We start from the raw sequence: 26,496 nt of genomic DNA, 5'->3' as shown, positions 1-26,496 counted from the left end.
ATTGGTCAATTTCGATCGTGAGACGAAAGTTTTACGATTCTTAATCGATTCAAACTCATGTGATTTCAAATTTCTAAGAGCAAACGGTGAATGCCTTGGCATGTAGAGCCGAAGAAGGACGTAGTAATCTGCGATAAGCCTCGGGGAGTTGATAAACGAACTGTGATCCGAGGATGTCCGAATGGGGAAACCCCGCCAGGCCCGTGAGGTGACCTGGTGACTCCCGCCTGAATATATAGGGCGGGTAGAGGGAACGTGGGGAAGTGAAACATCTCAGTACCCACAGGAAGAGAAAACAATAGTGATTCCGTTAGTAGTGGCGAGCGAACCCGGATGAGGCTAAACCGATCATGTGTGATAGCCGGCAGGCGTTGCATGGTCGGGGTTGCGGGACTTTTCTGCTGATTCTGCCGAACAGTGAGGGTTAGAGCGTTGTATAGACGAACAGGATTGAAAGCCTGGTCATAGAGGGTGCGAACCCCGTAGTCGAAATGCAGTAATCGCCCGAAGAGTATCCCAAGTAGCACGGGGCCCGAGAAATCCCGTGTGAATCTGTCAGGACCACCTGATAAGCCTAAATACTCCTACATGACCGATAGTGAACAAGTACCGTGAGGGAAAGGTGAAAAGTACCCCGGGAGGGGAGTGAAATAGTACCTGAAACCGTTTGCTTACAAACCGTTGGAGCCAGTCTGATTCTGGTGACAGCGTGCCTTTTGAAGAATGAGCCTGCGAGTTAGTGATATGTGGCGAGCTTAACCCGAGAGGGGAATGCGTAGCGAAAGCGAGTCTGAATAGGGCGATTCAGTCGCATGTCCTAGACCCGAAGCGAAGTGATCTATCCATGGCCAGGTTGAAGCGACGGTAAGACGTCGTGGAGGACCGAACCCACTTCAGTTGAAAATGGAGGGGATGAGCTGTGGATAGGGGTGAAAGGCCAATCAAACTTCGTGATAGCTGGTTCTCTCCGAAATGCATTTAGGTGCAGCGTTGCGTGTTTCTTGCCGGAGGTAGAGCTACTGGATGGCCGATGGGGCCTAAAAGCTTACTGACGTCAGCCAAACTCCGAATGCCGGTAAGTGAGAGCGCAGCAGTGAGACGGTGGGGGATAAGCTTCATCGTCGAGAGGGAAACAACCCAGACCACCAACTAAGGTCCCAAAGCGCGTGCTAAGTGGGAAAGGATGTGGAGTTGCACAGACAACCAGGAGGTTGGCTTAGAAGCAGCCACCCTTGAAAGAGTGCGTAATAGCTCACTGGTCAAGTGATTCCGCGCCGACAATGTAACGGGGCTCAAGCACGCCACCGAAGTTGTGGCATTGATATTTTTGGTAAGCCGCACACTTGTTGTGTTGGTTCAGCCGTGTTGATGGGTAGGAGAGCGTCGTGTGGCCAGCGAAGCGGCGGTGTAAACCAGCCGTGGAGGCTACACGAGTGAGAATGCAGGCATGAGTAGCGAAAGACGGGTGAGAAACCCGTCCTCCGAAAGATCAAGGTTTCCAGGGCCAGGCTAATCCGCCCTGGGTAAGTCGGGACCTAAGGCGAGGCCGACAGGCGTAGTCGATGGACAACGGGTTTATATTCCCGTACTGGCGAAAAACCGTCCAAGCTAATCCAGTAATGCTAAGCATCTGAATCCTCTAGATGGATCCCTTCGGGGTGAAGCGTGAGGCCTAGCGTGCGACCCTATGCTGGTGCGGTTAGCGTATTAACAGGTGTGACGCAGGAAGGTAGCTGAGCCGGGCGATGGTTGTCCCGGTCTAAGGATGTAGGCCGAGAGATAGGCAAATCCGTCTCTCATATAAGGCTGAGACCCGATGGGTAGCCCGTAAGGGCGAAATCAGTGATCCTATGCTGCCAAGAAAAGCATCGACGCGAGGTTTTAGTCACCCGTACCCCAAACCGACTCAGGTGATCAGGTAGAGAATACTAAGGAGATCGAGAGAATCGTGGTTAAGGAACTCGGCAAAATGCCCCCGTAACTTCGGGAGAAGGGGGGCCGGAGGCGTGAAGGGATTTACTCCTGGAGCGTTCGAAGGCCGCAGAGACCAGTGGGAAGCGACTGTTTACTAAAAACACAGGTCCGTGCCAAGTCGCAAGACGATGTATACGGACTGACGCCTGCCCGGTGCTGGAAGGTTAAGAGGAACGGTTAGCCGCAAGGCGAAGCTGAGAATTTAAGCCCCAGTAAACGGCGGTGGTAACTATAACCATCCTAAGGTAGCGAAATTCCTTGTCGGGTAAGTTCCGACCTGCACGAATGGCGTAACGACTTCCCAGCTGTCTCAACCGCGAACTCGGCGAAATTGCATTACGAGTAAAGATGCTCGTTACGCGCAGCAGGACGGAAAGACCCCGTGACCTTTACTACAGCTTGGTATTGGTGTTCGGTGTGGCTTGTGTAGGATAGGTGGGAGACTGTGAAGCTTGGACGCTAGTTCAGGTGGAGTCAACGTTGAAATACCACTCTGGTCATATTGGATATCTAACTTCGAACCGTGATCCGGTTCAGGGACAGTGCCTGGTGGGTAGTTTAACTGGGGCGGTTGCCTCCTAAAAAGTAACGGAGGCGCCCAAAGGTTCCCTCAACCTGGTTGGCAATCAGGTGTCGAGTGTAAGTGCACAAGGGAGCTTGACTGTGAGACTGACAAGTCGAGCAGGGACGAAAGTCGGGACTAGTGATCCGGCAGTGGCTTGTGGAAGCGCTGTCGCTCAACGGATAAAAGGTACCTCGGGGATAACAGGCTGATCTTGCCCAAGAGTCCATATCGACGGCATGGTTTGGCACCTCGATGTCGGCTCGTCGCATCCTGGGGCTGGAGTAGGTCCCAAGGGTTGGGCTGTTCGCCCATTAAAGCGGTACGCGAGCTGGGTTTAGAACGTCGTGAGACAGTTCGGTCCCTATCCGCTGCGCGCGCAGGAAATTTGAGAAGATCTATCCCTAGTACGAGAGGACCGGGATGGACGAACCTCTGGTGTGTCAGTTGTTCCGCCAGGAGCACCGCTGATTAGCTACGTTCGGAACGGATAACCGCTGAAAGCATCTAAGCGGGAAGCCGGCTTCGAGATGAGATTTCCATCCCTTCGGGGGAGAGGCTCGCAGCTAGACTACTGCGTTGATAGGCCGGATGTGGAAGAGGGGACTAAAGACCCTTGGAGCTGACCGGTACTAATAAGCCAATAATTTGATAACACACCAGTTTGAATAAGCTGCAAGCGTCCACTATGTGGTTCTCGACGTACGGTCGAGAACAACCCCGGCATAACAGCCGGGATCTATAACTGAAAAATATAGAATCGATCCATCGAAAGATGTTTCGGCGGCTATAGCGAGAGGGAAACGCCCGGTCACATTCCGAACCCGGAAGCTAAGACTCTCAGCGCCGATGGTACTGCAGGGGGGACCCTGTGGGAGAGTAGGACACCGCCGGACTTAACTTAGAAACACCAGAAAAGCCACCCCACGGGGTGGCTTTTCTGCTTTAACCCGCGAAACGCAGCCGACATCCGCAGGCCACCCGTCGGCCCCGCGCGACACTTACGCCGCTACGCACCAGGCACGCCTGGCGCGTAACGGCGCAACTGGCGCCCAACCCGCGGAGGTCAGCGGGAGGGGTCAGCGGGCGGGGACGGCGTCGAGGGCGTCGCGGTCGTTGTCGAGGTCGTCTGTGGCCGTCAGCACCTCGCCGTTGAGTACCTGGAGCGACCAGTCGGTGTCGTCCAGGCTGGCCACGGTCAGGGCCGCGTTTGCGATGGTGCCGACGAACTCGCCGAGGGCCTTCATCAGGGTCAGGCGGATCAGCGTGCCGTGGGAGACGACGATGATCCGGGCCCCGGGGTGCGCTGCGGCGAGCTCACGCAAGGCCTCGAGGCCGCGCGCGGCGACATCCGCTTCGGGCTCCGCGCCGATGAAGCCGCCGTTGCCGGTCGGACCGCCATCGATGCGCAGGGCGTCGAGCTCAGGGCCGGCGCTCAGGCCCTCTGCGGGACCGTAGTTGCGTTCCACGATCTCCGGGATGCGGCGGGTCACCGTGAGGCCGAGGCCGTCGGCAATGAGGTCGGCGGTCTCCGCGGCCCGGGACAGGGTCGAGGAGACGATGAAGTCCCAGTCGTAGTCCGCCAGGTGGCCGACAGCCTCGGCGGCCTGCGCGCGCCCGGTGTCGTTCAGCGGGATGTCCGACAGACCCTGGATCCGCATGGCGGCATTCCAGTCGGTCTGGCCGTGGCGGATAAGGGCGAAGGTCGTTGGTGAAGTCACTACTCCATTGTCCCCCGGCCGGGGACCCAACCGGGAATCGCCCAGGCGGCCCGGACCGTTCCGGACCGTCAGCGACGCACGGCAGCGCTGCGCCGGGCTGTGTCCGGGTGGAGACTGCGCGGGTTGCCGACGGGTCAGGCGGCGACGCTACGCGAGTTGCCGGCGGCCAGGCGGCGGGACAGCAGTGCGGGCGAGGTGACGGGAGCCACGACCATGCGCCACAGGGTGACGAGAGACCAGCCGAACATCACGATCAGGAGGCCGTTGCGCGCCGTCAGCAGCACGAGCGCCGACAGGTCACCGTTGACGAGCGGCATGTAGAACACCGGGAAGATCAGCGTGGTCAGAACGCCGATGGCGACCATCATGTACGCCGGCGCACGCCAGGCGTGCCAGCTGTGGCTGACTCCGACGATGACGACGGGCGCGAGCCACAGCATGTACTGCGGGGACCCGACCTTGTTGAAGATGATGAAGGCGCCGACGAGCGCGAGCGACCCGACGAGCAGGAGCTGCGAGACGTCGTGGTGACGGCGCAACGCGACCAGCATGAGCGTGACGATCGCCCCCATGGCGATGAACATCAGCGGGTTCATCAGGGAGGCGACGAGCGTTGTGCCGGGTCCGCTGACCTCGCGGGTGGCGATTGCGTAGTTCTGGTAAATGAACGTGTTCGGGTGGCCGAGGGCGGCGAGCCAGACCCAGGGGGTCGTGATCGGCGCTTCGAGCTGCATGGCCCGGTCGGACTGCATCGTGACGAAGCCGGTGATGTACTTGAGTCCGCCGAGAGCGAAGACCGTGGCGACGACGCCGGCTGTGACCGCGATGCCCGTGAGGATCACCGTGATGCGACGCCGGGACGCGACGACGACGGCGACGACGACGGCCGCCGGCCAGACCTTCACCCAGGTGGCGATGGTGAGCAGTGCGGTGGCCACGACCGGGCGACGGGCGAGGAGGACAAGACCCATGATCACGAGCGGGGCGGTGAGGCCCTCGAGCCGGAGCAGGCCGACGGGGCTCAGGACGAAACTGATCAGGAGGAAGAACCAGGCGGAACGGTAGCCGCTGATCTTGCGGCCGGCATCCGTGAGCACCATGACGGCCAGGGCGTTCAGTGCGGCCGTCATCAGGAACCACATCAGCTGGTATAACAGCGGACCGCCGAGGCCGGCGAACACGATCGGGAACAGGGCGCCGATCGGGTAGACCCACTCGACGTTGATGCCCATCCAGACGTGGTGCACGAGGCCCTGCTGGGCCCATGTGCGGTACAGGGGCAGGTCGCCGAGGACGTTGCCGGTCAGGATCGCGGGCAGGAGGGCCAGGAGGAACACGACGTGGATGGCGATGAAGCCGATCACGAGGGTGCGCGGGGTTTCCAGCCACAGGCGGCGGGCGGGCGTGAGAACGCGTCGGACTCGGTGGTCGACCTGGTCAAGAATGTAGGACATTTCACTCACCTCTGCAGACGGCCAAGAGCCCGGGAGGGCAGACTTCATCCAAATTATAGGTTTGTGCGCTGGGTTGCAAGACGGTTCTGCCCTGTTACCGGCCCTTCCTGCTGAGAGAGCTCACAGCCTGATGGCGGTCAGGAGAGCAGTTCGCGGATGTCCGCGGCCGTGAGCGCGGTTCCCCTGGCGCCGTCGGCGGAGAGCACGCTGTCGAAGAGGCGTGCCTTGGTGGCCTTGAGCGCCATGACCTTCTCCTCGATCGTGTTCTTCGCGACGAGCCGGTAGACGAACACGTTCTTGGTCTGGCCGATCCGGTGCATCCGGTCGACGGCCTGCGCCTCGGTCGCGGGGTTCCACCAGGGGTCGAGCAGGATGGCGTAGTCCGCCTCGGTCAGGTTGAGCCCGAAGCCTCCGGCCTTGAGGCTGATCAGGAAGACCGAATTGGTGCCGGTCTTGAACTCGTCGATCACCGCAGCCCGGTTGCGGGTCTTGCCGTCGAGGTAGGAGTAGCTTATGCCGGCGGCTTCGAGCCGGTTGCGGGCCCGGCCGAGGTACTGGGTGAACTGGCTGAAGATGAGGGTGCGGTGCCCGCCGGCGACGACGTCCTCGAGTAGTTCGAGGAGCGCGTCGAGCTTGGTGGAGGGGATTCCGTCGTACTTGGCGTCGTAGAGCCCCGCGTCGAGGCTGAGCTGGCGGAGCATCGTGAGGGAGCGGAAGATTTCGAAACGGTTCGCGTTCAGGTTCTCGATCAGGCCGAGCACCTTCTGCCGTTCCCGAGCCAGGTGGGTGTCGTAGACAGCCCGGTGCCGGGGGTTCAGGGTGAGCTCGAGCACCTGCTCCTGCTTGCTCGGCAGGTCACCGGCGACCTCCTCCTTGGTCCGGCGCAGCATGAACGGGCGGATGCGGCGGCGCAGCTGGGTGAGCCGTTCCTCGTTCGCATCCCGTTCGATGGGCTTCTGGTAGTAGTCCGCGAAGCGGGTGGGGCTCGGGAACAGGCCGGGCGCGGTGATCGACAGCAGCGACCAGAACTCCATCAGGTTGTTCTCGAGCGGGGTGCCGGTGATCGCGAGCTTGAACGGTGTGTCGAGGCGCCGGGCGCATTGGTAGGCCCTGGACGCGCGGTTCTTCACGAACTGGGCCTCGTCGAGCAGGAGACCGGCCCACGGCACCGCGTTGTACTCGTCGAAGTCGAGGCGGAACAGCGTGTACGAGGTGATCACGACATCCGCTTCGGCGTGCAGGGCTGCGATGCCCGTCGCCCGCTTGCGCGAGGTCTCCGTGACGGATGCGACGCGCAGGTCCGGCGCGAATCTCGCGCACTCCGCGGCCCAGTTCGAGACGACGCTCGTGGGCGCGACGACGAGGAACGGGTGCGCGGGTGCGTCGCTGTCGCGCCCGGCCACCGCGCGGCTGATCAGGGCGATCGCCTGCAGGGTCTTGCCGAGCCCCATGTCGTCCGCGAGGATCCCGCCGAGCCGGTGGTCGTGGAGGAAGCCGAGCCATTCCAAGCCGGACTGCTGGTAGCTGCGGAGTGTCGCGTGAACGCCGTCCGGCAGCGGGAGCGTCGGTACCTGTTCAACGTCGGTGAGCCCGGCGACGATGTCGCGCCAGCCGGCGGCCTGGCTCGTGACGACGCCGAGTTCCTGCAGTTCCTCCCAGAGATCGGCCTGGAAGGGGCTGATGCCGAGGGAGGTCGCGGATGGTTCCTGGAGGCTGCGGGCTTCCTCGATCAGGCGGCGCAGGGTGTGCAGTTCGGGCCGGTCGAGGCTGAAGTACGTGCCGCTCGGGAGGATGAGGATGTCCTGGCCGGTGGCGAGGGCCCGGAACAGCACGTCGAATGGCACGTCCTCTCCGTCGATCGAGACGGACACCGCGAGATTGAACCAGTCCCGGTCGTCCAGGCGCTCGCTCGTGCCGACGCTGATCACCGGGGCGGTGTCCGCCGCGCGGTAGTCGACCACGTCGCCGCTCTGCACGACGAGGACGTCGGGGAGTGCTTCGAGCCGCGGCACGACCCCCTCGAGGAAGTCGATCATGCCGGCGCCGGTGAGTTCGGAGTGCCCGGACAGCCGGGGCACCCCGCCGCGTCGCGGGGCGAGTTCGGCGAGGGGTGCGAGCAGTTCGTCGACGGACCGGAGGATCCGTGCCTCGGCGGCGGAGTCGCGGTAGCGGTGCTCTCCGGGAGCCGGCCGCAGTTCGAGGTCATATGCCCCGGCGGGGGTTTCGGTGCTGGTGGTGGTACCGGTGGCTGCCGGGCCCGCCTGGTAGCGCCATGCCCAGTTCAGGGCGATGCGGGCATCCGCCTGATGGCTGAGCGTGAGCGTGAGCGCGGGGCGCGGGCTTTCGGGCAGCTCGAACGAGTCGTCGCGGCTCGTGACGCGCGCACGGTCGCGGAGGTACGGGTAATACTCGGTGAGGAAGTCGGGCTCGTCGGCGGTGGGCACGTCGATGGACTGGCCGGTGGCGGCGAGGTTCCGCAGCTCCCTGCTGACCTCGACGGCGAGCGGCGCGAGGGTGAGCCTGCCCCCGGTCGGGTCCCCGGCGGGGGCATCCTGCCAGGTGTAGATGCCGTGCGCCGGGTCGCCCGTGAAACCGAACCGGCCGCCGGGCAGCCGGTGCCCGTCGAGTACGACGGTCGGGGTGAGCGCGAGGCCGCCGGGTGTGCGGCGGATGTCGAGCTCGAGTGATGCCGGACGCTCGTTGATGCGCACGGGATCCTGGGCGCCCGAGGTGGAGATGAGCGGGATACCGGCGGCCGTCGCCTCCTCGAGCAGGCCCCAGAGTGCCCGGTCCGGGAAGTCGTCGAGCTGGATCCACTGCGTCGCCGAGCCGTAATACGGGCGTCCGGCGAGGTGCAGGGCGTAGAGCGCGGACAGCACCCGCCGTTGGGCGCGCTGGGCGGTGCCCGCGGTCTGGGCGAGGTTGTCCCAGGTCAGGGCGCCGCGGATCCAGCGGCCCTGCTTGCCGAGCAGCATCGGCCGGGCGGCGAGGTGCCGCCCACCGGACTGGAACCGGGAGTTGACCGGGGCGAGCACCTGGAACTGCAACGCGAGTTCCGTCCCTGTCCGCGCGGCCGTCTCTCCGGGGGTGGGCAGGCCGCCGAGCGCGCTGCGCCAGCGCGGGACGGTCGGGGCGGGCGCTGCGGATGCTGCTGCGGGGGACTGGAGTGCATACAGGGCCGGCGGCGCGGAGCGCCTGCGGAAGCGGTCGACGTCGGCCTCGTCGGCCTCGATCGAGCCCGGATTCCCGCCGTTCCGGCTCGTGACGAGCAGGGCGGCGACATGCTTGCAGTTGCTCCGCATCGGGCAGGTGCAGAGCCCGGTCGCGCGCACCGCGACCCCGGCGGGATTCAGGACGAACGAGATGGTCACCGTGTACGGTGTGCGTCCGGTGCCGCGGACCTTTCCGGTGAGCCTCGTGCCCGAGTCGTCCCAGACTTCGGACAGGACGTGGCCGTTGCGCGCATAACGTTCACCGCGCGAAAAGGCCTGACTTCCGACGAGGAGGGCGATCTCGTGTGAGCTGAGAGAGTGAGCCATAAGGGGGAAGAGGGTTCCTTAGAAGGTCGAACCCCATTCTCCCACGGTGTGACGGTATCGGAGGCGACGGCGGCCTCCGATACCGCTCAGCGGGCGAGGAGTGCGGCGGCGCCGGTGGGTACCACGAGGAGCGGCACGGGAAGGGCATTGAGCATGCGGTGGGCGGTGATACCGAGGAAGATCGTCGTCGGCTGGGCGAGGCGGCTCGAACCGACGAAGGCGACTTCGTCCGCTCGCCACTCGATTCCCTCCACGGCGGACTCCACGTTCTCGCCGACGGCGACCTCGGTCGTGATGGCGCCCGGAGCAGGCAATCGCGTCGAGTAGTACTCGAGCACCGATTCGAGATGTGCCGTGCTCTCCGCGGCCCGGGACGCCTCGACAGCGGGCGTCGACTCGCCATGCTGGGCGCGCCGGGCGTCGACCTCGACGAGGGTGAGGAAGCGCACATCAACGCTGTGGCCCTCCGTGAACGCCAGCAGAGAATCGAGGAGAGTCGACCAGCCGGGCCGGGTGCCGATCGCGCAGGTGATCCGGGAGATCTGCGCCGGGGCGAGGTACCCGTGCGGCGCGAGGGCGACGGGCACGGGCGAAGCGTGCAGGAGGGCGTTTGCGACACTGCCGATCGTGTAGCGACCGCGGATGCCGTGGCGTGAGGCTCCGACGACGATCCGGTCGGAGTCGAATTCCGTGACGGCCCTCAGCAGCCCGTCGGAGGTCGCATCCGCCCAGATCAGGTGCGTCGTGGCCACGATGTCGGCCGGCACCCTCGCCGCGGCGCCGGCGAGCCATTCGAGGCCCTGGTGTTCGAGGAGCGCCTCGAAGTCGGAGCCGGAGGCGCGCAGCCGGGAGGGCGCGATAGTGGAGTGCGCCAGTACGAGGCACAGCCGCAGCTCGGCTCCGGTCAGCCGGGCGAGGGCGACCCCGAGTTCGATGGCATCATTGCCGCGATCGGTCGCTTCGTAGGCGACGACGTAGTTCGCTGTCCTGGTCACGCTGGATCTCCCTGGGTTCTCGGTGAAATATCGGTGGGGCTGGTCTGTGCGCTTCGTGGCCTGTGCTGCTCAATGCCGGTCAGTGCCGGTCAGTGCGGGTCGTGATGCTCATGTCCGTGCGCGTGTCCTGCGGCACTCGGCTGCACGTCGAGGGAGGGGTTGCGGTCGAAGAAGCCGACCGGCTTGAGCCAGAATGACACGGTGTCGGCCGGCATGACCGGCCACTCCTCCGGGCGGGTGATGTGGTGGATGCCGAAGACGTACCAGAGCACGACGTCGGTGTTCCGCACCGGTCGCCCGGCGCGGGTCCACTCGGCCAGGCCGTGGTCGACCGCGCTCTGGTTGACGAACTCGCCGCAGGGCCAGCGCTGCGTCTCGTCTCCGGGGGTGACCCACACCGTGTGCCCGATCACCTGGGCGCGCTGGAACACCGGCGAGGAGGGGTCGAAGAACGAGGGGATGGCGCCGCCCGGAACGAGCTTGTACGACACCGGGGTGCCGAGCCCGTTCAACGTCGCCTCGTTCACGACCTTCCAGCTGCGTTGGGTCGCCCAGTCGTAGTCGTCGAAGCCCTCGGTCTCGATGGGCGTGTTCCGCTGGGTGAGGGCGAGGCCGAGCGGATTCGCTTCGTCGATCGGCTCGACGCGCGTCTCGGAGCGGAACACCGTATTCTCGGTCCCGTCGATGTCGAGGTCCATCCGGGCGACGATGAAGTGCTGGTGGAAGGGGGCGTATGTGCGGGTGTCCACAAGGGTGCCGTTCGGATGTGGCTGGCCCGCGTCGAGGCTCGTGACGACCATGATCCCGGTCGCGCGCACCTCGCACTCCATATTGCCGTCCTGGTAGAAGCGCCAGTAAACGAGGTATTCGTAGTTCGCGACGGTGACGTGGAAGGAGACGACGAGGCGACGCATCCGTCGAACCTCCGATCCGCCGTCGTGGTCGACGTGCTTCCAGAGCACCGCGTTGTCCTCTTCGTGGATGCAGATGGCGTTGGGAATCGAGTACGGTTCGCCGGCGCTGTTGTGCAGAACGGCGTCGAGGTAGCGGATCTCGCCGAGGCAATCGCAGCCCAGTTCGAGTGAGGTCGTCATGAAGCCCAGGCCCCACTCGCCGATGTCGAAAGCCGTGCGACGGAAGTGGTCGACGCTCGGATCCCGGTAGGGCACGACCATTTCGGCGAAGGAGAGCCGGTTGGCGATCGGGCGGACGCGCTCGCCGTCCCGGTAGCTCACCTCGTGCAGCGTCATGCCCTCCCGGTAGTTGAAGCCGACCCGGAGCGACCAGTTCTGCCACTCGACCCGGTGGCCGGTGACGGTGAAGCTCGGCCCCTCAGCCTGCATGATGTCGAGCGGCCTCAGCGGAGGACGCCGGCTCAGGTCTCGGATGCGGGGAGGGATGAGGTGCGGCACGTATTCGCCCATCACGGCCGGGCGGTCGACCGCGAACGAGTCCTCGACGTCGAGGAGTTCCATCGTGTTCACGTCGATCACGAAGTGTAGTCCGCTCACTGGTCCCGCATAGGGGTTGGCGCCCGCCTCCGCGCGCACCCAGACGTCGGACCAGCCGATCCTCCTGCCCCGGAATCGCTCAGGGATGACGGCGTCACCGTAGGTCCAGGTGTCGATGAAAACGGTGTCGAGATCGGTGATGCCCCGGCGCGCGAGGGCGGCGACGACCTCCGGATGCGCGCGGAGAGCCGCATCCGCTTCGTCCCACTCGTCGACCGTGAAGTTGGCCTGCACGCCCGGCACCGTGGTCCAGTCGAGCAGGGCGTCTGCGCTGAGGGAGACGACCGCCACCCAGGTGCTGTTCTCGGCACGGTTCAGCACGACGAGCCTGGCGAGGCGCTCGGGGACCGCACCGGCACGATCGAAGGCGGACCTGGCGTGCCGGCCCGGCTCGACGAGTTCGATAGACGCGAAGCGCCAGCCCGGTCCGACACCGCGCTCGCGGGCGAGGATGGCTGCGGCCGCGGTGAACTCGTCGGCCGTCAGCGGGTCGAGGGGATGGAAGGTCATCGGGGCTCCTCATCATCGAAGGCGTGTCTCGGCGGCGCTGTCGCCTGCCGCTGTTTGCGGTCATTATGGCACCGGTACCGCCGGACGCGAGTGCTGGCGCCAAGCGTCGGCAGCCTCTAAACTTGAGTCGATGCGACTCAGCTTTTCCTGTCGGCGGGCTGTCGCACGAGAGAAAGGATCTTCCCATGCAAGCAGGCCAGCAGCCGCCCCAGGAAGAGGCGAAGTCTGCGCTCGAGAAGTACGGCGTGAACCTCACCGAGATCGCGAAGAGCGGCAAGCTCGACCCCGTGATCGGGCGGGACGCCGAGATTCGCCGCGTGAGCCAGGTGCTCACCCGCCGCACCAAGAACAACCCGGTGCTGATCGGCGAACCCGGTGTCGGGAAGACCGCCGTTGTCGAGGGTCTCGCCCAGCGGATCGTGGCCGGCGACGTAGCCGACTCGCTCAAGGGCAAGCAGCTCGTGGCGCTCGACCTCGCCGCCCTCGTGGCCGGGGCGAAGTACCGCGGCGAGTTCGAGGAGCGGCTGAAGGCCGTGCTCAAGGAGATCAACGATGCCGAGGGCCAGATCATCACCTTCGTCGACGAACTGCACACCCTGATGGGCGCGGGCGGCGGGGAGGGCTCTGTCGCGGCATCCAATATGCTCAAGCCGATGCTCGCCCGCGGCGAGCTGCGCCTGATCGGAGCGACGACGCTCAACGAATACCGCGAGTTCATCGAGAAGGACGCCGCCCTCGAGCGGCGCTTTCAGCCGGTGCTCGTCGACGAGCCGAGCGTGGAGGACACCGTCGCGATCCTGCGCGGCCTCAAGGAGCGCTACGAGGCGCACCACAAGGTGTCGATCGCGGATGCCGCGCTCGTCGCGGCCGCGTCCCTCTCGAACCGCTATATCACCGCCCGGCAGCTGCCGGACAAGGCCATCGACCTGATCGACGAGGCCGCGAGCCGGCTGCGGATGGAGATCGATTCCGCACCCGTCGAGATCGACGAGCTGCGCCGCAGCGTCGACCGGCTCAAGCTCGAGGAGCTCGCCCTCAAGAAGGAGAAGGACGACGCCTCCCGCCAGCGGCTCGAGAAGCTGCGGGCCGACCTGCTCGAACGTGAGGACACCCTGAAGGGACTGCAGGCCCGGTGGGACAAGGAACGCGCCTCGCTCAACCGGGTCGGCGAGCTCAAGACCCGACTCGACACCGCGCGGAGTGAATCGGAGCGGGCCCAGCGCGAGGGCAACCTCGAACGCGCCTCCCGGCTGCTCTACGGCGACATCCCCGTGATGGAACGCGAACTCGCCGCCGCCGAGCAGGCAGAGTCCGACGGACCGCGGATGGTCAACGACCAGGTCACCGCGGACGACATCGCTGCTGTCGTCGCCATGTGGACGGGCATTCCCGTCGGCCGCCTGCTCCAGGGCGAGACCGAGAAGCTGCTCAACCTCGAGGGCGAGCTCGCGCACCGGCTGATCGGCCAGAAGCGCGCCGTGCGCGCGGTCGCCGACGCGGTGCGCCGCAGCCGGGCCGGCATCTCCGACCCCGACCGGCCGACCGGCTCGTTCCTCTTCCTCGGCCCGACCGGCGTGGGCAAGACCGAGCTCGCCAAGGCGCTCGCCGAGTTCCTCTTCGACGACGAGAAGGCCATGGTCCGCATCGACATGAGCGAGTACGGCGAGAAGTTCTCGGTGTCCCGCCTGGTCGGGGCGCCTCCCGGCTACATCGGCTACGAGCAGGGCGGGCAGCTCACCGAGGCGGTGCGCCGGCGCCCGTATTCGGTGATCCTGTTCGACGAGGTCGAGAAGGCGCATCCCGAGATCTTCGACGTGCTGTTGCAGGTACTCGACGACGGCCGCCTCACCGACGGCCAGGGCCGTACCGTCGACTTCCGCAACACCATCCTCGTGCTGACCTCGAACCTCGGCTCGGCCTTCCTGATCGACCCGACGCTCAGCACCGAGCAGAAGGAGGAGGCCGTGCAGTTGCTCGTGCGGCAGACCTTCAAGCCGGAGTTCGTGAACCGGCTCGACGACATCGTCGTCTTCCAGTCGCTGTCGATGGGGGACCTCGGCCAGATCGTGGAGCTCATGATCGACCGGCTCGAGAAGCGCCTCGTGGAACGCCGCCTCGAACTGGCCGTGACGCCGAGGGCGCGCACGTGGCTCTCCGAACGCGGCTACGACCCGATGTACGGCGCCCGCCCGCTGCGGCGGCTCATGCAGACCGAGATCGACGACCGGCTCGCGACCGCGATCCTCTCCGGCAAGGTGCGCGACGGCGACACCGTGCTCGTGGACCTCGCGACCGATGGCGACTCCCTCACGGTCGCGCCTGCGCCCGCTGTGCCCGTGCCGCCGCATCCGCTCGACGAGGCCGACCTCTAGAGCGCTGGCGCCCTTATCACCGCGAGAGCGGGTGAGGCGTCGTTTTCGCAACCTGAAACCGACGATTCACCCGCTTTCGCGGTCAGCGGAACGGGGGCTGGGCGACGGCGTGCTGGCGAGGTCGGGAACTAGGCTCGGAGCATGCGTGCAACTGTGATCTATGGCGAGCGGGACATCCGCCTCGAAGAAGTACCCGACCCGATTCTCTCGACCGGCGGTGACGCGATCGTGCGTGTCGTCGCGGCCTGCGTGTGCGGCTCCGACCTGTGGCCGTATCGCGGCGTGCAGCCGACCACCGAGCCGCACCGGATCGGCCACGAATTCGTCGGCGTCGTCGAGGAGATCGGCGCAGACGTCACGACGATCAAGGTCGGCGACTTCGTCATCGCACCGTTCTACGACTGCGACAACACCTGTATCAACTGCCGGAACGGCGTGAGCACGTCGTGCCTGCACGGCGGCTGGTGGGGTGCGGACGACCGGCTCGGCGGCTTCGCCGACGGTGCCCAGGGCGAGCGCGTGCGCGTGCCGCACGCGGACGGTTCCCTCGTCGCGACACCGTCCCAGCCGACGGATGCCCAGATCCCGGGCCTGCTGACCCTCGCAGATGTGATGGGTACCGGGCACCACGCCGCGGTCTCCGCGGGAGTGACCCCGGGCAGCACCGTCGTCGTCGTGGGTGACGGCGCCGTGGGCCTGTGTGCGATCATCGCCGCGAAGCGTCTCGGGGCCTCGCGGATCGTCGCCATGTCCCGGCACGCCTCACGGCAGGTCGTCGCGCGCGAATTCGGCGCAACCGACGTGGTCGAGGAGCGTGGAGCCGAGGGCGTCGCGAAGATCCACGAGATGTTCGACGGCATCGGCGCGGACTTCGTGCTCGAGTGCGTCGGAACCAGGGAATCGATGGAGCAAGCGGTTGCGTCGGCCCGCCCGGGCGGAATGGTCGGTTACGTGGGCGTGCCCACCGGTGGCCCGATTGCGATGCAGCCCCTCTTCGGCCGTAACGTCGGGATCAACGGCGGCGTCGCATCCGTGCGCGGCTACATCGAGGAACTGCTGCCGGAGGTGCTCTCCGGGGAGATCAACCCGGGCCGCGTCTTCGACCTGGAGCTGCCGCTGGCCGACGTCGCCGAGGCGTACGCCGCGATGGACGAGCGCCGCGCGATCAAGGTCCTCCTCCGTCCCTAACCCGCCGTTCGCAGCGTTCCTGGCCGCGAGAGTACGGAAAAGGCCCCTTCACTTCGCGTGAAGGGGCCTTTTCCGTACTCTCGCGGGGGAGGTGGGGTGGGTTAGTCGTTGGCGAGCAGGAGCTCGGTGAGGGGCTTGCGGGTGCGCGGCGCGATCTCACGGGCGTAGAGCTCGGGGGAGAGGGCGTCGACGTCACCGAGGACACCGAGGACGGTCACAGAGACGACGGCCAGGTCGGACGTGAGGCCGAAGGCCTCGGCGATCGCCGCGCCGTCGATGCCGCCGAGCTGGTGGGTGTACAGCCCCTCTTCCTGGGCCTGGATGGTGAGGTGCGCGACTGCCTGGCCGAGGTCGTAGCGGGCCCACGGGTTCTCGCGGGTCTCGTCGATCGGCAGGTGCGCGATGTTCACGATGAGCACGGACGCGGCATCCGCCCAGGACTTGTTGAAGCCCATCAGGCCCTCGTATACCTTGGCGAAGCTCGCGGTGCCGCGGCGCGCGACGATGAAGCGGGCCGGCTGGATGTTGCTCGCGGACGGGGCCCAGCGGGCGGCCTCGAGAAGCGTGGTCAGGGTCGTCTCGTCGATGACCGCGGTCGGGTCGAAGCCGCGCGGGCTCCAGCGTCCGGAGAGCGCGGGGAGAAGGGGCGACGTCGTGTCGGCGGCGCGGCTGAGGGTGTCGGTGATGAGGGTCATGTGCCCGTCTTTCGTCTGGAGTGTGTGGGTGTCCGGGGCAACGCTGACCCGCTCTCTTCAACGCGCGAGCCGCGCCGTTATTCCATGCACACGCATACTGCGCGTCCGCGTGTCCCCGTGGGTCCCCGTGTGTCGCGAAAGCGGGTGAATCGCCGGTCTCAGCGCGGGACAACGACGATTCACCCGCTTTCGCGAGCCGGGCTGGGCTGGTGGGCTAGGCGGGGGTGGCGGCGATGAGGTTGTCGCGCACCTGGCGGCGGAGCACCTTGCCCATCATCGAGCGGGGGAGTTCCTCGACCTCGACGATGTGCCGGGGCACCTTGTACGCCGAGAGCCGGGTGCGGCAGTATGAGCGCAGGGCGTCGACGTCGAGCACGGCGCCGTCGGTGAGCACGATCGCGGCGACGACGTCCTCGCCGCCGTTCTTGCTCGCGATGCCAACGACGGCGGCGTCGGCGACGTCGGGGTGTGAGAGAAGAGCGGCTTCGACCTCGGACGGCGACACGTTGAACCCGCCGGTGATGATGAGTTCCTTGATGCGGTCGACGATGGTGACGAAGCCGTCGGCGGAGACGCGCACGATGTCGCCGGTGCGAAGCCAGCCGCCCTCGAGGAGCACCTTGGCGGTCTCGCTCGGCTGGTCCCAGTAACCGGAGAAGACCTGCGGGCCGCGCATGAGCAACTCACCCTCTTCCTCGACACCGCGGTCGATCGACGGGTCTTTTGGGTCGACGACGCGGATCTCCGTGCTCGGGAACGGCACTCCGACGGTGCCGGGGCGGCGGCTCGGGCCGATCGGGTTTCCGACGGCGATCGGCGAGGCCTCGGTCATGCCGTACCCCTCGACGAGGAGCCCGCCGGTGGCGGACTCCCAGCGTTCGACGATCGAGACGGGCAGGCTCATCGCGCCCGAGATCGAGAAGCGGATGCTGCGCAGGCTCACGTTCCGTTTCTCGGCAGCGGTGACCAGCCGGTCGTAGATCGGCGGGACCGCGGGAAGGAACGTCGGCGGGGTGTGCTTCGCGGCATCCAGCAGAAGGTTCTCGTCGAACTTGGGGAACATCACGAGCCGGGCCCCTGTCGCCATCGCGAAGGTGAGGCAGAGGGTGAGGCCGTAAGCGTGGAACATCGGCAGGACGGCGTAGAAGACCTCCTGGCCGGGGGTGAGGCCGGGCACCCACGCTTCGCCCTGGAGCGCGTTGGCCCGCAGGTTTGAATGGGTGAGGATCGCGCCCTTCGGGGTGCCGGTCGTGCCGCTGGTGTACTGCAGCACCGCGGTGTCGCCGAGGGCCGGTCGTGGGTGGTTGTGGCGGAGCTTGCGGGCGCGGACGAGGGAGGACCACTCGATGGCGTCCTTCGGCAGCTCGGAGACGGTGAGTGCGTCTCGCGAGGACCGGGCCTGCTTGATCGGCAACCGCAGGGCGAGGCGCTTGACGAGCGGCATCGCATCCGTGAGGTCGACGGCGACGACGGTGCGGAGTCCCAGGTCGGCCGGGAAGTCGCGCACGGTCGTGTAGACCTTGTCCCAGACGATCGCGACCCGGGCGCCGTGGTCTTCGAACTGGTGCCGCAGCTCGCGCTCGGTGTAGAGCGGGTTGTGCTCGACGACGATCGCGCCGAGGCGCAACACGGCGTAGAACGCGACGACGTGCTGGGGGCAGTTGGGCAGCACGAGAGCGACCCGGTCGCCGGGTTTGACGCCGAGGCGCATCAGCCCGTTCGCGACGCGCGAGATCTGCTCCCCGAGCTGGGTGTAGCTCGTGGTGCCGCCGAAGAAGTCGAGTGCGATCGCGTCGGCGTAGAGCCGGCAGGAGGCCTCGATCATCCCGACGAGGGTGTCGGAGGGGGCCGGGATGGTGCTCGGCACCCCGGGGGCGTACGAGCCGAGCCAGGGTTTGTTGGCGAAGGCGTTCATCGTTCGGCCGGTTCGGGGGTCGGCGCCGTGTCCTGGTCGCTCGCGAGTGCGCGAGCCGACTCGAGTTCGACCTTGAGGGCGGCGACGAAGGCGTCGATGTCGGCCTCCTCGGTGTCGAAGCCGCACATCCAGCGCACCTCGCCGGTCGCCGGGTTCCAGTCGTAGAAGCGGAACGCCTCCCGCAGGCTGTCGGCGACGCCGGGCGGCAGCACCGCGAACACGGCGTTGGACTGGGTGGGCTGGCTGAAGGAGACACCCGTGATCGAGCCGTCGGCGATGCCGTCGTCGAGGGCGGTCCGCAGTTTCGTGGCCATGGCGTTGGCGTGGCCGGCGTTCCGCAGCCAGAGGTCGCCATCGAGCAGCGCGATCAGCTGTGCCGAGATGAACCGCATCTTCGAGGCGAGCTGCATGTTGAGCTTGCGCAGGTAGACCAGTCCGGCGGATGCCTCGGGGTTGAGAACGACGATGCACTCGCCGTACATCATCCCGTTCTTTGTGCCGCCGAAGCTCAGCACGTCGACGCCGGCGTCGCGCGTGAACGCGCGGAACGGGACGCCGAGCGCCGCGGCCGCATTGGAGAGGCGGGCGCCGTCCATGTGCAGGGTCATCCCGTTCGCGTGCGCGTGGTCGGCGATGGCCCGCACCTCCCCGATGCTGTACGCGGTGCCGAGCTCGGTGGTCTGGGTGATCGAGACGACAAGCGGCTGGGCGCGGTGCTCGTCGCCCCAGCCCCAGGCCTGCTGGTCGATCAGCGCGGGGGTGAGCTTGCCGTCTGGGGTGTCGATGGTGAGGAGCTTGATGCCGGCGACCTTCTCCGGGGCGCCGCCCTCATCCGAGTTGATGTGCGCGGTCGAGGCGCAGATGACGGCGCCCCAGCGCGGCAGCATCGACTGCAGGCCGACTACGTTCGCGCCGGTTCCGTTGAAGACGGGGAAGGCCTCTGTGCCCTCGCCGAAGTGCCGCGCGAACACCTGCTGGAGGCGCTCGGTGTACACGTCTTCGCCGTAGGAGATCTGGTGGGCGCCGTTGGCCCTGCCGATCGCCTCGAGGATCTCGGGGTGCACCCCGGAGTAATTGTCCGAGGCGAAACCGCGCGAGGAAAGGTCATGGAGTTGAGTCACCCCTCCATCCTTGCGCATCCGGCTCCGCCGCCACTGTGAGATGTGCTCGCGGACCGTCGCTCGCGCATCCGCTCAGCCCCGGAGCGCCTCGCGGAAGGTGACCCGTGCCCCCATCCGGAGGAGTGAATTCGCGTAAATGCGGGAGCCGATCAGGATCACGAGCGCGGTGGAGGCGAGCAGGATCGAGAGCGAGAGCAGTGGCTCCCACCAGGCGGCTGTGCCGAGGAAGATCCGCATGGGCATGCCGACGGGTGCCGAGAACGGAATATAGGACATGATCGCGAGCACGGTGGGGTTGTCGTTGAACAGGATCACCAGGAAATAGGGAATCATCACGAGGACGAGCACCGGCGAGGTCGCAGAGCCGACATCCTCCTGCCGGGACACCATCGACGCCGTCGCCGCGAACAGCGAGGCGAGCATCACGAACCCGAACGCGAAGAACACCGCGAACCAGACCAGCGACGGGCCGATGTCGCCGAGCAGGACGTGCTGGCCGGTCACCGCCATGCCGATCGAGACGAGCAAGCCGATCGCGACGATCTGCCCGAAGGCCATGATGCTGTTGCCGACGACCTTGCCGGCGAGGAGCGCCCGCACCGGGATGGTCGTCATCAGGATCTCGACGACGCGGGTCTGCTTCTCCTCGACGACGCTCTGCGCGATCGTGGAGCCGAAGGTGATCGCCGACATGAAGAAGACGAGCCCGAACCCGATCGCGACGAGGTAGACGAGGCCCTCGCCCTGTTTCGATGGTTCCAGAAGGGTCACCTCCGGGCGGAGGCTCAGGACGCCGACGACCTCGAGCGGGGTCCCGGAGAGGGCGATCACCCGCAGGGGCAGCGGGTAGCCGGCCTGCAATTCCGCCGGCACGATCGCGGCGGTCACCGTGCCCGCACGCACGAGGGCCTCTGCGGCGGCGAGATCGTCGGCCTCGACGGCGGCCAGCGTGCCGGCCTGGCGCACGACCTGCGCGGCGGCCGACCCGACCACCGCGACCTTGGGCAGGGTCTGGTTCTGGCTCGCGAGACCGCCGGCCACGACGGACCCGATCGAGACGAGCAACAGGATGCCCGTGGAGATCAGGAAGGCCTTGCTGCGGAGCCGGGCCACGATCTCCCGGGTCGCCACAAGCCAGACGCTCTGCCGAAGCGTCGGCGCCGGATACCGGTCGGCCGTTCCCGAGCGATCGCTCACTGCACGACCTCCTTGAAGATGGAGGCCAGGCTCGGGCGCTGCCGGCTGAAAGTGAGGACCGGGCCGCGCTCGAGGGCCAGGCGGAGGACGGCCTGGCTCGCGGCATCCGTCTGGGCTTCGAAGACCGCGAAACCGCCGCTCACCTCGAGGACGTCGACGCCGGGCACCGTGCGGATCCAGCCGGCGTCGTCAGCCGTACGGATCTCGAAGCGCGGGCTGCTGTGCCGCTCGCGAAGTTCGTCGCGGGGGCCGTTCGCGCGGATCTCGCCGCGGGCGATGATGACGAGGTCATCGCAGAGGCGTTCGACGATGTCGAGCTGGTGCGAGGAGAACAGCACGGGGACGCCGCGTGCGGCATAGCTGCCGAGCACGCCCATCACGACCTCGACTGCGAGCGGGTCGAGTCCGGAGAACGGCTCGTCGAGGACGAGGAACTCGGGGTCGTGCACGAGGGCCGCCGCGATCTGCGCACGCTGCTGGTTGCCGAGGGAGAGCGATTCGACGAGATCGCCGCTGCGCTCGCCGAGGCCGAGGCGCTCGAGCAGCTCTGCGGTATTGCGCCGTGCGGATGCCGGGGGCAAACCGTGCAGGCGGGCCAGGTAGACGAGCTGCTCGCCGATCTTCATCTTGGGGTACAGCCCGCGTTCCTCGGGCATATAGCCGAACCGGCGGCGGTCGTCGGCGGTGAGCGGCACCCCGCCCTGCCGAACGTCGCCGGAGTCGGACGACAGCACGCCGAGGATGATCCGCATCGCGGTGGTCTTGCCTGCGCCGTTCGCGCCGACGAAGCCGGTCAGGCGGCCGTCGGAGATGTCGAAGCTCACGTCGGTCAGCACCTGCCGGGTGCCGAACCGCTTACTGACGTGCTCGATCGAGAGCATGCCCCTCCTCCGTATCCATGCCCACGCTAGCGCGCCTCTCCACTAAGTGTTGCCGGTGCGACGTGTTGCCGGTGCGACAAGAGCGGCCCCCGCGCGGGCCGCAGATGTTCGCAGCGGCAACAATTGTCGGGCGGGGCAGTCAGCCGAGGGGGATGCGCGTGTTGTTGACGGATGCCGCAGGCACAGCCCAGAGAGCGACGACCCGTTCGGCGAGCTCGGGTTCGAGGCCGTCGAGGGCGCGGACTACGAAGATCGCGGTCGCGGCGGTCTGACCACTCGGTGAGGCCGCCTTCGCGAAGCCGTGGCCGACGGCGCGGGTCCACGTTTCCGCCGCCGACTTCGCCGCGGCGTAGTTCGCACCGCCGGGGGCCGGCGCATCCACCGAGACCGACGAGACGACGGCGAGGCGGCCTGCCGGCGAGGCCAGCAGGTCGGCGTTGAAGGCGCGGCTCGTGTTGCGGAGCGTGGTCACGATATTCCGGTGCAGGAATGCCCAGTCCTCGTCCGACTGGCCGGCAAGGCCGCCGCCGCCGCGCCAGCCGCCGACGAGGTGAATGAGCCCGTCGACCATGCCGTGATCGGCATGGACGCGTTCGGCGAGGTCGGTGACGGCCGCACCGTCGGCGAGATCGCAGGTATACCAGAACGCGCCGGGCACGCTCGCGATGAGCCCGGCGAGGCGCTGCTGGTTCGACCCGACGACGATCACACGGGCGCCGGCCCCCGCGAGCGCCCCGGACACGGCCAGCCCGGCGGTACTCGTCGCGCCGGCGACGATCACGGTGCGGCCGGCGACGGCCTCGCCGGCAGGCCTGATCCCGCCGGCAGGACCTGTCCCGCCACCGGGGCCCGGGCCATCCGTGTGGTCGGCCGGCAGCCCGGTCATCGTCGGCCGCCCGGCCTAGTCGCGTCCGGTGATGCCGGCCGTCGACTCGATGACGGTCTTCATCTTCTTATCGAGCGCCTCGAAGAACATCGACAGCGGGAATTCGTCGTCGAGCACGAGGTCGGTGTACCCCTTCGGAGGTCCGGCGAGCACCTCGAGCGGGAGCCCGCGCGCCCAGGCCGAAGCCGGGTTCGGCGTGAGCGTCTCGGCGATCATCGCGTACGCGGCGAGCCAGTGCGCCTTCTTCGGCCGGTCGATCGAGGCCCAGTAGAGCTCGTCGATCCGGGCGCCGAGTGCGATCACGACGTCGGGGACGGCGTCCCAGTCGAGGCTGAGCGCGGTGTCCGTCCAGTGCAGCACGTGGTGCTGGTGCATCCACGCGAACAGCAGCTGGCCGCCGAGCCCGTCGTAGTTGCGCACCCGGCTGCCGCTGATCGCGAAGCGGAAGATCCGGTCGAAGATCACCGCGTACTGCACGAGGTTCGCGTGCCTGCGCGCCTCGGGGCTCGCGGTGTCGTCGCGCGCGATCGTGACCGACTCGCGGAAGGCGGTGAGGTCGCAGCGCAGTTCCTCGAGGGAGTAGAGGAAGAACGGCATCCGCTGCTTGATCATGAACGGGTCGAACGGCAGGTCACCGCGCATGTGGGTGCGGTCGTGGATGAGGTCCCACATCACGAAGTTTTCCTCGGTGAGGTGCTGGTCGTCGAGGAGTGCCGCGGCCTCGGCGGGCAGGTCGAGGCGGGTGATCGCGGATGCGGCGCCCACGACCCTGCGGAATCGGGCGGCCTCCCGGTCGGCGAAGATCGCTCCCCAGGTGAAGGTCGGGATTTCGCGCATCGCGACCGTCTCGGGAAAGAGCACGGCGGAATTGGTGTCGTAGCCGGGCGTGAAATCCAGGAACCGGATCGGCACGAACAGCTTGTTCGTGTACTGCTGCTCGAGTTCGGCCACGAACTCCGGCCAGATGACCTCGATCAGCACAGCCTCGACCAGGCGGCTCGTGCTGCCGTTCTGGGTGTACATCGGGAAGACGACGAGGTGGCGGATGCCATCGGTCCGGTGCTGCTGCGGCTGGAACTGCATCAGGGAGTCGAAGAAGTCGGGCACGCCGAAGTCCTCGTTGGCCCAGCGGGCGAAGTCGCGGTCGAGCGCCGCGAGGTAGCCGGCATCGTGCGGGAAGCGCGGGGCGAGCTCCTCGACGGCGGAACGAATGTCGGCGACGTGCGCGGCGGCATCCGGCCGGTCGGTGGCCTCAGGGACCGAACCGTCTGGGGCCTGGATCGCCTGCATCGCCGAGGCGGCGGCCTTGAGCCGCACCCACGCCGGGGAGGTGGTGAGGTTCGGGGTGTCCTCGAGAACCTCGGGCTCACCGACCAATGCTTCTGCACTGTAATTCGACATGGGAACCTCCCGTCCTCGTGAATGCCGCGGTCGCGGCGCTGTCTGGGTTGTGCGTGTGGTGCGGGGTGAACGCGCCTGTGTGGCGTTCGGTCCAGCGTATCCGGGCTTCAACGGCGTTTTACTGCGGAAGAGCGCAAGAATTCGTCGTGTGCTTGCTGCTTCTCGCCGAGGATCGCCGTTTGTGCCCGGTGACCGTTGTGCGCCGGCGCAACGCGGCGGGAACGGCAACTCTCGATGTGCACGGCGGATGTCGGGGGACGAGTCCGCGCTGAGGCTGCCGTGATCGAATTTGGTGCTGAGATGTGCACAAAATTCGTGTACGTTGCTAATGATGTGTGAATATCCACACGAACTTCTCAGCCGGCCCGCACGGTCGCCCTGAGCTCTGCCCGCGGGAGTCACACGTACCGCATCCACACCAGAAGGAGACCAAGGTGGCGTCAAAACCTGCTGCAGACATTGTTCAAAGTATTGGAGGTGCCGGGAACATCGTGGGCCTCACCCACTGCGCCACCCGGCTTCGCTTCCAGCTCAAGGACGCATCCGGAATCGACCAGGCGGCCGTCGAGGCCATCCCGGTGGTTCTGGGCGCCGTTCCCCAAACCGGCGACCGATACCAGGTCGTTATCGGCGGTGCGGTTGAGACCGTATACAACGAGATTTGGGCGCTACCCGAAATGAAGAAGATTAGTGCCGGCGACTCCATCGCTGACATGAAGGCCGCGGGGAAGGCGAAGGGTCCGCGCGGCAAGTTCGCCGGGCTCGACACGTTCTTCGAGGTTCTGTCGGACTCGTTCCGGCCGATCCTCGGTGCGCTGCTGGGCGCGTCGCTGTTCATTACATTCATGGCCTTGATGGCGACCCTCGGTGTCATCCCGGCCTGGAACGCGCCCGGCGTCACCCTTGATCCGTCCTGGCAGTTCGTGAACCTGATGTGGCAGGGCGTCTTCGTCTTCCTGCCGCTGATGGTGGCATACAACGCCTCCAAGCGGATGGGCGCCGACCCCTGGGTCGGCTTCGGAATCATGGCCGTCGTCATGCTCCCCGGCTTCACGGCCCTGGGCAAGACCGATGGTGCGGCGTCCGTTTTCGGCGGCCACGCATCCGTCGTGCAGATCTTCGGACTGCCGTTGACGGTATTCGACTACAGCTCGCAGGTGTTCCCGCCCCTGCTGATGGCCGGAGTGCTCGCCGCCCTGACCGTGCTCTTGAAGAAGATCATCCCGTCCAGCGTCCAGCTGATCTTCGTGCCGTTCATCAGCATGCTCATCATGATCCCGCTGACCGCCTTCCTGATCGGCCCGATCGGTGTGTACGGCGGAGCCGGTCTCGGTAACTTCCTCAAGTCGATCAACGATTTCTCGCCGTTCATCTTCGCGGTTGTCATCCCGCTGGCCTACCCGTTCATGGTTCCGCTCGGCCTGCACTGGCCGCTGAACGCGATCATGCTGCTCAACATCCAGTCCCTCGGATTTGACTTCATCCAGGGCCCGATGGGCGCCTGGAACTTCGCGTGCTTCGGTGCGACCGCCGGTGTGCTCTTCCTCGCCATTCGCGAGAAGGACCGCTTGATGAAGCAGACCGCGACAGGCGCTCTCGCTGCCGGTCTCCTCGGCGGCATCTCCGAACCGTCTCTCTACGGAATCCATCTCCGCTTCAAGCGCATCTACCCGCGCATGCTCATCGGTTGCCTCGTCGGTGGCGTCATCATCGGGCTCGGCGGCGGCGTCAAGACCAGCGCTTTCGTCTTCACCTCGCTGTTGACCATCCCCGCCTTCAACAACATCCCGCTGTACACGATCGCCATCGCTGCAGCCTTCTTCACCGCGATGATCCTCGTGATCCTCTCCGGCTACCAGACGCCGGAGCAGAAGGCGGAAGTTGCCGCCCAGGTTGCGGACGATGAAGCCGCAGCGAGCATGAAGTCCGCACACGTCGCACCCGTCGCAGCACCGGTTTCCGCCGGTACCGCGCATGCGGCTACGGCGACCGCACCGAGCACAGGAACGGCGACCGCACTGGCCACCCTCCTGGCCACGATCGGTTCGCCCGTCGCCGGTATCGTCGTTCCGCTCGACGAGGTTCCTGACCCCGTGTTCAGCAAGGGAATCGTCGGGCCCGGCGTCGGAATCGATCCGACAGAGGACACCGTGTACGCCCCGGCAGCCGGAAAAGTCCTCGTCGCCCAGCCGACCGGGCACGCCTTCGGCTTGCTGCTTGACAGCGGCGTCGAACTGCTCATCCACGTGGGCATCGACACCGTGAACCTGGCCGGCAAGGGCTTCGACGTCAAGGTCGCCGCGGGCGACAGGGTCGAAGCAGGCACCCCGCTGGTGACCTTCGACCGCGCGGTCATCGAAGCGGCGGGCTACTCGCTCGTCACCCCGGTGCTCGTGACGAACGCCCGGAAGTTCGGGCCCGTCGAGCCGGCGGCCTCCGGCCACGTCCAGGTCGGAAGCCCGCTCCTGACGGTCGCCGAGAAGTAACGGTCGTCATGCGCTAGGTCGCTTCACCGTTTCACCGTTTCACCGCACAAGGCGGGCAGAGAACTCTCTGCCCGCCTTGTGTTTTTTG

15 protein-coding genes and 2 rRNA genes are annotated in these 26,496 nt (G+C 66.4%); 5 read left to right on the top strand and 12 right to left on the bottom strand.

Annotated elements, in window-relative coordinates:
• The first annotated feature begins 63 nt into the window (after positions 1–63).
• Together RCH22_RS15795 and rrf are read left to right on the top strand one after the other, a co-directional pair.
• Positions 64–3,192 (top strand): 23S ribosomal RNA (locus RCH22_RS15795).
• A 123-nt stretch (positions 3,193–3,315) separates the two neighbouring features.
• A 5S ribosomal RNA gene (gene rrf / locus RCH22_RS15790) occupies positions 3,316–3,432 on the top strand.
• Between the two features lie 183 nt (positions 3,433–3,615).
• On the opposite strand, the gene RCH22_RS15785 is transcribed toward rrf, so the two are convergent.
• The 5 genes from RCH22_RS15785 to RCH22_RS15765 all read right to left on the bottom strand — a co-directional run bounded on the left by RCH22_RS15785 (position 3,616) and on the right by RCH22_RS15765 (position 12,266).
• A complete protein-coding gene (locus tag RCH22_RS15785) occupies positions 3,616–4,257 on the bottom strand; it encodes a histidine phosphatase family protein (protein ID WP_327014646.1) in 642 nt (213 codons plus the stop codon).
• Positions 4,258–4,391: 134 nt separating this feature from the next.
• Positions 4,392–5,711: a glycosyltransferase 87 family protein gene (locus RCH22_RS15780; RefSeq protein WP_327014645.1), complete on the bottom strand. Its 1,320-nt coding sequence runs from the start codon at positions 5,709–5,711 to the stop codon at positions 4,392–4,394.
• A 137-nt stretch (positions 5,712–5,848) separates the two neighbouring features.
• Positions 5,849–9,250: an SNF2-related protein gene (locus RCH22_RS15775; protein ID WP_327014644.1), complete on the bottom strand. Its 3,402-nt coding sequence runs from the start codon at positions 9,248–9,250 to the stop codon at positions 5,849–5,851.
• Positions 9,251–9,336: 86 nt separating this feature from the next.
• Positions 9,337–10,245: a universal stress protein gene (locus tag RCH22_RS15770; RefSeq protein ID WP_327014643.1), complete on the bottom strand. Its 909-nt coding sequence runs from the start codon at positions 10,243–10,245 to the stop codon at positions 9,337–9,339.
• Between the two features lie 89 nt (positions 10,246–10,334).
• Positions 10,335–12,266: a primary-amine oxidase gene (locus tag RCH22_RS15765; RefSeq protein WP_327014642.1), complete on the bottom strand. Its 1,932-nt coding sequence runs from the start codon at positions 12,264–12,266 to the stop codon at positions 10,335–10,337.
• A gap of 185 nt (positions 12,267–12,451) precedes the next feature.
• Here RCH22_RS15765 and RCH22_RS15760 point away from each other — a divergent pair, with 185 nt between their 5' ends.
• On the top strand, positions 12,452–14,638 hold the full coding sequence (locus RCH22_RS15760; protein WP_327014641.1) for an AAA family ATPase: 2,187 nt from the start codon (positions 12,452–12,454) through the stop codon (positions 14,636–14,638).
• Between the two features lie 141 nt (positions 14,639–14,779).
• Positions 14,780–15,826 (top strand): zinc-dependent alcohol dehydrogenase family protein, encoded by a 1,047-nt coding sequence (locus RCH22_RS15755; RefSeq protein WP_327014640.1) that lies wholly within the window; start codon positions 14,780–14,782, stop codon positions 15,824–15,826.
• 101 nt (positions 15,827–15,927) lie between these two features.
• Here RCH22_RS15755 and RCH22_RS15750 read toward each other — a convergent pair whose 3' ends face one another.
• The 7 genes from RCH22_RS15750 to RCH22_RS15720 all read right to left on the bottom strand — a co-directional run bounded on the left by RCH22_RS15750 (position 15,928) and on the right by RCH22_RS15720 (position 23,922).
• Positions 15,928–16,521 carry a nitroreductase family protein gene (locus RCH22_RS15750; RefSeq protein ID WP_134446166.1) on the bottom strand — a complete coding sequence of 198 codons (594 nt, stop codon included), beginning with the start codon at positions 16,519–16,521 and terminating at the stop codon, positions 15,928–15,930.
• A 214-nt stretch (positions 16,522–16,735) separates the two neighbouring features.
• Positions 16,736–18,436, bottom strand: coding sequence for a long-chain-fatty-acid--CoA ligase (locus RCH22_RS15745; protein WP_327014639.1), 1,701 nt, complete (start codon positions 18,434–18,436; stop codon positions 16,736–16,738).
• A complete protein-coding gene (locus tag RCH22_RS15740; protein WP_327014638.1) occupies positions 18,433–19,557 on the bottom strand; it encodes a low specificity L-threonine aldolase in 1,125 nt (374 codons plus the stop codon). Before RCH22_RS15740 ends, RCH22_RS15745 begins: the two co-directional genes overlap by 4 nt.
• Before the next feature lie 72 nt (positions 19,558–19,629).
• On the bottom strand, positions 19,630–20,754 hold the full coding sequence (locus tag RCH22_RS15735; RefSeq protein ID WP_327014637.1) for an ABC transporter permease: 1,125 nt from the start codon (positions 20,752–20,754) through the stop codon (positions 19,630–19,632).
• Positions 20,751–21,635, bottom strand: coding sequence for an ATP-binding cassette domain-containing protein (locus tag RCH22_RS15730; protein ID WP_327014636.1), 885 nt, complete (start codon positions 21,633–21,635; stop codon positions 20,751–20,753). Before RCH22_RS15730 ends, RCH22_RS15735 begins: the two co-directional genes overlap by 4 nt.
• Before the next feature lie 139 nt (positions 21,636–21,774).
• The gene (locus tag RCH22_RS15725) at positions 21,775–22,521 is read right to left on the bottom strand and encodes an SDR family NAD(P)-dependent oxidoreductase (RefSeq protein ID WP_327014635.1); all 747 of its coding nucleotides are present in this window, start codon (positions 22,519–22,521) and stop codon (positions 21,775–21,777) included.
• 15 nt (positions 22,522–22,536) lie between these two features.
• Positions 22,537–23,922, bottom strand: coding sequence for a DUF6421 family protein (locus RCH22_RS15720; RefSeq protein ID WP_327014634.1), 1,386 nt, complete (start codon positions 23,920–23,922; stop codon positions 22,537–22,539).
• Between the two features lie 434 nt (positions 23,923–24,356).
• Here RCH22_RS15720 and RCH22_RS15715 point away from each other — a divergent pair, with 434 nt between their 5' ends.
• The gene (locus RCH22_RS15715) at positions 24,357–26,408 is read left to right on the top strand and encodes a glucose PTS transporter subunit IIA (protein WP_327014633.1); all 2,052 of its coding nucleotides are present in this window, start codon (positions 24,357–24,359) and stop codon (positions 26,406–26,408) included.
• Positions 26,409–26,496 lie beyond the last annotated feature (88 nt).

Origin of the sequence: Cryobacterium sp. GrIS_2_6 (assembly GCF_035984545.1) — a bacterium.
GTDB lineage: Bacteria > Actinomycetota > Actinomycetes > Actinomycetales > Microbacteriaceae > Cryobacterium.
This window is presented reverse-complemented; position numbering and strand designations above follow the sequence as displayed.

Excerpts from the sequence above, each read along its gene's own strand:
- RCH22_RS15780 (WP_327014645.1), bottom strand. The coding sequence starts at position 5,711 with ATGTCCTACATTCTTGACCAGGTCGACCACCGAGTCCGACGCGTTCTC.
- RCH22_RS15725 (WP_327014635.1), bottom strand. The coding sequence starts at position 22,521 with ATGACCGGGCTGCCGGCCGACCACACGGATGGCCCGGGCCCCGGTGGC.
- RCH22_RS15720 (WP_327014634.1), bottom strand. The coding sequence starts at position 23,922 with ATGTCGAATTACAGTGCAGAAGCATTGGTCGGTGAGCCCGAGGTTCTC.
- RCH22_RS15765 (WP_327014642.1), bottom strand. The coding sequence starts at position 12,266 with ATGACCTTCCATCCCCTCGACCCGCTGACGGCCGACGAGTTCACCGCG.
- RCH22_RS15750 (WP_134446166.1), bottom strand. The coding sequence starts at position 16,521 with ATGACCCTCATCACCGACACCCTCAGCCGCGCCGCCGACACGACGTCG.
- RCH22_RS15775 (WP_327014644.1), bottom strand. The coding sequence starts at position 9,250 with ATGGCTCACTCTCTCAGCTCACACGAGATCGCCCTCCTCGTCGGAAGT.
- RCH22_RS15730 (WP_327014636.1), bottom strand. The coding sequence starts at position 21,635 with ATGCTCTCGATCGAGCACGTCAGTAAGCGGTTCGGCACCCGGCAGGTG.
- RCH22_RS15760 (WP_327014641.1), top strand. The coding sequence starts at position 12,452 with ATGCAAGCAGGCCAGCAGCCGCCCCAGGAAGAGGCGAAGTCTGCGCTC.
- RCH22_RS15755 (WP_327014640.1), top strand. The coding sequence starts at position 14,780 with ATGCGTGCAACTGTGATCTATGGCGAGCGGGACATCCGCCTCGAAGAA.
- RCH22_RS15745 (WP_327014639.1), bottom strand. The coding sequence starts at position 18,436 with ATGAACGCCTTCGCCAACAAACCCTGGCTCGGCTCGTACGCCCCCGGG.